Consider the following 6,913-nt stretch of genomic DNA (forward strand, 5'->3'; position numbering starts at 1 on the left):
ACCACCAGCCGCGCACGCCCCTTCACGGCAGCAGCCTCAGGCGTACTGGACCTCGTCCGGATTGCCCTTGACCACCTCGCCCAGCATCCAGGCCTTGATCTTCGAGGCGCGCAGCGCGGCCAGCGCGTCGTCGGCCTTCAACCTCGGCACCACGATGACGAAGCCGACGCCGCAGTTGAACACCCGGCGCATCTCGTCTTCCTCGACATTGCCCTGCTTCTGCAGCCAGCTGAACACGTCCGGCCGCTTCCAGCTGGCCATGTCGACGACCGCCGAAGTGCCCTTCGGGAACATGCGGGTCAGGTTGCCGGTGATGCCACCACCGGTGATGTGGGCCATGCCGCGGATCGGCAGGCCGGCGTCCAGCAGCGCCAGGATCGGCTTGACGTAGATGGTGGTCGGCACCATCAGCGCTTCGATCAAAGTGTTCTTGCTCAGCTTCTCGCCATAGGTGGCGCGGCTGACTTCGAGAATCTTGCGGATCAGCGAATAGCCGTTCGAATGAGGACCCGACGACGGCAAGGCGATCAGCACGTCGCCCGGCTTGATCTTGGTGCCGTCGATCAGCTTCTTCTTCTCGGCAACGGCGACGCAGAAGCCGGCCAGATCGAAATCTCCGTGCTGGTACATGCCCGGCATTTCGGCGGTCTCGCCGCCGACCAACGCGCAACCCGCCTGCTTGCAGCCCTTGGCAATGCCCTTGATGACCGCCGAAGCGATGCTGGTATCGAGCTTGCCGGTGGCGTAGTAATCGAGGAAGAACAGTGGCTCGGCACCGTTGACCAGCACATCGTTGACGCACATCGCGACCAGATCCTGGCCCAAGCCTTCGACCCGTCCGGACTCGATACCCAGCCGCAGCTTGGTGCCGACGCCATCGGTGCCGGACACCAGCACTGGCTGCTTGTACTTCTTGGGGAGAGTCACCAGCGCGCCAAAACCGCCAACGCCGCCGAGCACCTCCGGCCGATGGGTCGACTTGACGATCTTCTTGATGTCATCGACCAGCGCATCGCCACGATCGATATCGACGCCGGCATCGGCATAGCTCAACGACTGCTTGGAGGGTGTGACGGAAGGAGCGGCGGCGCGAGAAACGGGCTTCTTGTTCTTTTTGGCGGCGGTCATGGGCGCAGTCGGTCGGAGGGCCGTATGATTTTAACCGTTCCCGTCCAGCCTCCGCGTTCTCATGGCCTCTGTTCACTCCGCACCTGCCCGCGCCAAGCCCTCGTCCACCCTGTCGATGCTCCGCGAACACTGGGCCTGGTTCGCGCTGATCACCGGCATTCTGGTGATGATGATTCTGCTCGGGCCGATCCTGGCACCGTTCGCGATCGCCGCTACCTTCGCCTACATGGGTGATCCGCTCGTTGATCGCCTGGAGACGTACCGGATGTCGCGCACCGTCGGCGTCTGCCTGGTGTTCGTCGTCGTCACGGCGCTGACCGCGCTGGCGCTGGTGCTGGTGGTGCCGCTGCTGCAGGTGCAGGTGCTGTCGCTGATCGACAACGTGCCGGCCTGGGCGCAATGGGTGCAGGACGTGGCGCTGCCCAAGCTCGGCATCAAGCTGCCGCGCGGCTACACGTTCGATGTCGAAAGCCTGCGCAAATTCATGACCAGCCACTGGGATGGTGCCAGCGGCATCGCCTCGACTGCTTTCGACTACGTCAGCCGTTCGACGCCGGCGCTGCTCGGCTTCCTGGCCAATCTGTTCCTGATCCCGATCGTGTCGTTCTACCTGCTGCGCGACTGGGACACGATGGTCCTTAAGATCCGCAAGCTGATTCCGCGCCGCCTGCTGCCGCAGGCCAGCACCTTCGCAGCCGAAACCGACGACGTGCTCAGCGCGCTGATCCGCGGCCAGCTGCTGGTGATGCTGGCGCTGGCGATCATCTACTCGCTGGGCCTCTGGGCGATCGGCCTCAATGTGGCACTGCTGATCGGCATCATGGCCGGGCTGGTCAGCTTCGTGCCCTACCTCGGCTTCATCCTCGGCCTGCTCGCCGCCAGCATCGCGATGCTGGTGCAGGAGCAGGCACTGATGCCGCTGATCTACGTGATCATCGTGTTCACCGTCGGCCAGATGCTCGAAGGCGGCGTGCTGACGCCGATGCTGGTAGGCGATCGCATCGGCCTGCACCCGGTCGCGGTGATCTTTGCGATCATGGCTGGCGGCCAGCTGTTCGGCTTCGTCGGCGTGCTGGTGGCGCTGCCGGTCGCCGCGGTGCTGGCGGTACTGGTACGCCACGCGCTGCGTCGCTGGGAACGCAGCTCGCTGTATCTGGATGTCGGCGAATCGCCGCCACCGCCAGTCTCGGCCGAGATCCTGATCGGTACCCAGCCGGATGCTGCAAGCACCCCGTGATCGGCGAGCAACTGCCGCTGTCGGTGCAGATGGCCGACCCGGCCAGCTTCGACAGCTTCTACGCGAGCGACGCCGGCCCCAACGCCCAGGCACTCGCCGCCTTGCGCGAACTGGCCGGCGGTGACGGCGGCACGACGCTGATCCACGGCCCGGTCGGCTGCGGCAAGACCCATCTGCTGCAGGCCACTTCGCGCGAAGCGCTGGGCCGGCGCTCTCACGCTGCTTACTTGCCGCTGGCCTCGTTCGCCGCCGAAGACCCCGCCGTGCTGCAGGGCTTCGAGACCTGCGAGCTGATCTGCCTCGACGACGTCGACGCCCCGCTGCAGGACCGCCAGTGGGCGCAGGCCCTGTTGCGCCTGCTCGACGCCGTGAAAAGCCATGGTGGCCGCTGCCTGCTGTCGGCAGCGATGCCGCCCGATCGCCTGGCGATTGCCCGCATGCCCGATCTGCGCACGCGCCTCTGCGCCTCGGCCTGTTTCGCCCTGCGCAAGCTCGACGACGCAGAGCACGCAGAAATGCTGAAAGCGCGCGGCCAGCGCCTGGGGCTGGCCCTGTCCAGCGACGCCGTGCACTGGATGCTGACCCACCTGCCCCGCGACACGCCCAGCCTGCTCGCCGCCCTCGCCCGCATCGACCGCGCCGCCCTCGCCGCGCGCCGCCAGCCGACGCTGCCGTTCGTGCGTCAGGTGCTTACAGAACGCTAGGGCCTTGTCGTCCGGCTGCCGGCCGGCTTGCTATGGTTCAAGCAGTTAGTGTCGAGTCCTGCCATGCGCCGATTGACCGTATTCCTGCCCCTGCTTCTCGCCGTGCTATCAGCCCAGGCCGAAGCGCCGCTGACCCTGCCGCCGCTCGCCTACCAGCAGCGCGTACTTGGCAACGGCCTGACCGTGCTGAGCCTCGAGGATCACGGCAGCCCGACCACGGCGATCCAGGTCTGGTACCGGGTCGGTGCCAAGGACGATCCGCAGGGGCGCAGCGGCTTCGCGCATCTGTTCGAGCACCTGATGTTCAAGCGCACCAAGTATCTGGCCAGCGAGCAGTTTGATCGGCTGACCGAGGACGTCGGCGGCGCCAACAACGCCAGCACCGGTGACGACTGCACCAACTATCTCGACGTGGTGCCGTCGAACCATCTCGAACGCCTGCTGTGGGCCGAGGCCGAGCGGCTGCAGCATCTGACGGTCGACGAGGCCAGCTTCAAGTCCGAGCGTGCGGTAGTGCAGGAAGAATTCCGCAGTGCGGTGCTGACTCCGCCTTATGGCCAGCTGTCCTATCACCTGCAGCAGGAAACCTGGCGTGTGCATCCGTACAAGCGGCCGACCATCGGTAGCATCGAAGAACTCGATGCCGCCACGCTCACCGACGTGCAGGCCTTCCATGCCACCTACTACCGGCCGGACAACGCCGCGCTGATCGTGGTTGGCGATTTCGATGTCGCACAGCTCGATGCCTGGGTCGACCGCTACTTCGGTGGCATCGCCAAGCCGGCCGCGCCGATCCCGAGAGTCACTGCCATCGAGCCGGAACGCGAAGCCGATCGCCGGATCACGGTGCGGGTGCCGAACGTGCCGCTGCCGGCGCTCGGCCTGTCCTGGCTCGCACCGAAGCCGGATAGTGCCGATGTGCCCGCGCTGAAGATCGCCGTCGCGCTGCTGGCCGGCGGCGAATCGTCGCGACTGCACCAGGCGCTGGTCTATCGGCTGCAGGCGGCCCAGGGCGTCGATCTGACCTACGAGGAATCCGCCGACCGTGGCGCGGTCTACGCCACCGTGCTGCTGGCCAGCGGTCAGCGAATTGCCGCGGTCGAGGCCGCGCTGTTGGCCGAGATCGGCAAGCTGGCGAACAAGCCAATCCCGCCTGCTGAACTCGACAAAGCGAAGACCGTGCTGCTCACCGAACTGCTCGCCAAACGCGAAACCAACGAAGGCCGTGCCTATGCGCTCGGCGATGCCTGGATCGGCACCGGTAGTGCCAAAGCTGCGAACAGCGAACTCGAGAGCCTGATGGCGGTGACCGCGGCCGATGTGCAGCGAGTGACCAAGGCACAGCTGATCGATGGCAAACGTCTGAGCCTCGAATATCTGCCCGAGACGACCACCGCAGCTGGAGGCAAGCGATGAGCCGCCGTCCTGCGCAACTCGTCATCGTTCTGCTCGGCTTGGCTCTGGTCACTGCCTGTGGACGCAGCGAAGCGCCAACTGTCTCTGGCGACAATAGCCAACTGCCGGCACCCGGCCCGACTCGCGCGGCCGAGATTGCCGCACCGATCGAGAAGCAGCTGGCCAATGGCTTGAGAGTGGTCGTGTTGCCGCGCGCCGGCAGTGCGCTGGTCGCTGCGGAATTCCTGCTGTTGTCCGGCAGCGAAGTCGATCCGGCCGATCGCGCCGGCCTCGCCGATTTCACCGCCAGCCTGCTCAGCCAAGGCACGAAATCGTCTGCCGGCAGCCGCAGTGCCAGCCAGCTTGCTGCTGCTGCCGAAGCGCTCGGCGGACCACTCCAGGCCCAGGCCGGCTGGGATGCGACGACGGTCGGCATCACCGTGACCACACCGAAGCTGGCCGCGGCGCTCGATCTGCTGGCTGATGTCGTCCGTCATCCGGCGTTCGCGAAGGATGAGGTGGAGCGCTATCGCGCTCAGGCGATCGACAGCCTGCGCTTGAGCTTCAGCGATCCTTCCGATCTGGCGCCGCTGGTGGCCGCGCGCATCGTTCACGGCAGCGCGCCTTACGGACATCCGCGTCTCGGCACGCCGGCTTCGATGCAGCGGATCACCGCCGGCGAACTGCGCACGCTGCACCAGCGCTGGTACCGGCCGGACAAGGCCGTGCTGGTGCTGACCGGAGGGCTCGAGCCGGATACCGGTTTCGCGCTTGCCGCCCAAGTGTTCGGCGACTGGAACGCGCCGACGGAAGCGTTGCCAACACCGCCGCCGAAAGCCGCTGCTCAGACAGCGCCAGCAACGATCACCATCATCGATCAGCCGGATGCCGGCCAGGCGGCTGTCATCGCCATCCTGCCCTTACCCGGACGCGCAGCCGAGGACTATTACCCTGGCCTGGTCGCCAGCAACGTGCTCGGCGGCGGTTATTCATCGCGGCTGAACAGCGAGATCCGCATCAAGCGCGGCCTGAGCTACGGCGCCAGCGCGAGCTACGGCGTGCTGCGCGACGGTGGCGCCTGGATGGCCAGCGTGCAGACCAAGAATGCGTCGACAGCCGAAGTCGTCGGCCTGATCCGCGCCGAAGTCGCGCGCTTGAGTGCCGACGCAGTGCCGACCGACGAACTGGGCGCCCGCAAGGCCAGCTACATCGGCAGCTATGCGCGACGTCTGGAAACCGCAAGTGGCATCGCCGGCCTGATCGCCAGCCGCATGGCCCAAGGTGTGCCGGCCGACGAGATCACCCGGGTGATCGACCGGGTGTCGGCGGTCGATGCCAGCCAGGTACGCAGCTATGCGACGCAGCACTTCCAGCCGGAAGCGCTGCGCTTCGTCATCGTCGGCGACGCCCGGCAGTTCGCCGAGGCGCTGCAGAAAGACGGCCAGCGCATCGAGGTGATTCCGCTGGCCGAGCTTGATCTCGAAGCGCCGTCACTGCGGCGCGCGAGTGGCAAGCGCTAACCTCAAACGCGCATCAAACCAGATTGCCCAACTCGCGAATCGCCACTGACAGCCCCGCGAAATCGCGAGTACCCGCGGCCTGCAGTTCGGCAAGCCGGGTCTGCACCAGGCCGGCAACGCGCTCGCGCAGCGCCGTCCAGGCCGCGATTCTTGAGTCGGCATCCTTGCCGTCCAGCGCCAGCACCGCCGCCGCTAGAGTGCGGTGAATGCGCCAAGCGTCGTCGCGTAGATAGACGCGGGCCAGCGACTGCCATTTGCCGCTGACCGGCAACTCGTTGATCGCCCCGAACAGCCACAGCAGCCGGAAACGTTCGCCGAGCTGGAAGTAGACCGCCGCGACCTCGGCCAGCGACCGGCCCGAGGCTTCGGCCAGTTCGGTGATGTCCAGCGCGCCGCCCAGCGCGCGGGTGTTGGCGAGCCGGCGGGCGAGATCGGTCGGCACTTCGTCGGCCAGCATTGCGGCATGGCTGCGATCCCAATCTTCGCGATAACTGGCCGGCAGCGCTTCCGGCAGGCTGGCTTCCAATTCGGCCACTGTGGCGGTGAAGCGTTCCACCGCTTCCTGCACCGGCTTGGCCGCCCAGCGCGAACCGGCGAACCAGCCGGTGGCGTGCTTGAGCAGGCCGATCGCCAGATTCATCAGCCGATACTGGGTCGCCGCCGGCACCTGGTTGTCGAGCGCTTCGATCGCCTGCCAGTAGCTGTCGCCGCCGTAGACCTGATGCGCCGTCGCATAGGCCTTCAGCACCTCGGCGCGGGTCAGGCCGTGATCGTCCGCCCAGAGCTGCGCGAAGCCGGCGCCCATGCGGTTGACCAGGGCGTTGGACAGGATGGTGGCGATGATCTCGCGCCGCAGACGATGGCGACTGAGCAGTTCACGATACTGCTCGACGAGCAGCGGCGGGAAGTTGCCGAGCAGATCGCGGACG

5 protein-coding genes and 1 pseudogene are annotated in these 6,913 nt (G+C 66.6%); 4 read left to right on the forward strand and 2 right to left on the reverse strand.

Annotated elements, in window-relative coordinates:
* Nucleotides 1-36 precede the first annotated feature (36 nt).
* Nucleotides 37-1,128 carry a phosphoribosylformylglycinamidine cyclo-ligase gene (purM, locus tag QZY06_RS03740; protein ID WP_295680375.1) on the reverse strand — a complete coding sequence of 364 codons (1,092 nt, stop codon included), beginning with the start codon at nt 1,126-1,128 and terminating at the stop codon, nt 37-39.
* 61 nt (nt 1,129-1,189) lie between these two features.
* Between purM and QZY06_RS03745 the strand changes: the two genes are divergently transcribed.
* The 4 genes from QZY06_RS03745 (at nt 1,190) to QZY06_RS03760 (ending at nt 5,984) form a co-directional block, all read left to right on the forward strand.
* Nucleotides 1,190-2,365, forward strand: coding sequence for an AI-2E family transporter (locus QZY06_RS03745; protein ID WP_295680378.1), 1,176 nt, complete (start codon nt 1,190-1,192; stop codon nt 2,363-2,365).
* Nucleotides 2,362-3,069, forward strand: coding sequence for a DnaA regulatory inactivator Hda (hda, locus tag QZY06_RS03750; RefSeq protein ID WP_295680380.1), 708 nt, complete (start codon nt 2,362-2,364; stop codon nt 3,067-3,069). The genes QZY06_RS03745 and hda overlap by 4 nt, the downstream gene beginning before the upstream one ends.
* Nucleotides 3,070-3,132: 63 nt before the next feature.
* Nucleotides 3,133-4,485: a pitrilysin family protein gene (locus QZY06_RS03755; protein ID WP_295680382.1), complete on the forward strand. Its 1,353-nt coding sequence runs from the start codon at nt 3,133-3,135 to the stop codon at nt 4,483-4,485.
* Nucleotides 4,482-5,984, forward strand: a complete 1,503-nt coding sequence (locus QZY06_RS03760; RefSeq protein WP_295680384.1) for a pitrilysin family protein — start codon at nt 4,482-4,484, stop codon at nt 5,982-5,984. The genes QZY06_RS03755 and QZY06_RS03760 overlap by 4 nt, the downstream gene beginning before the upstream one ends.
* 13 nt (nt 5,985-5,997) lie before the next feature.
* Here the strand turns inward: QZY06_RS03760 and QZY06_RS03765 are convergent.
* Nucleotides 5,998-6,913, reverse strand: a pseudogene (locus QZY06_RS03765) (NAD-glutamate dehydrogenase domain-containing protein); the annotation flags it as partial.

The organism is uncultured Nevskia sp. (assembly GCF_903885465.1).
GTDB lineage: Bacteria > Pseudomonadota > Gammaproteobacteria > Nevskiales > Nevskiaceae > Nevskia.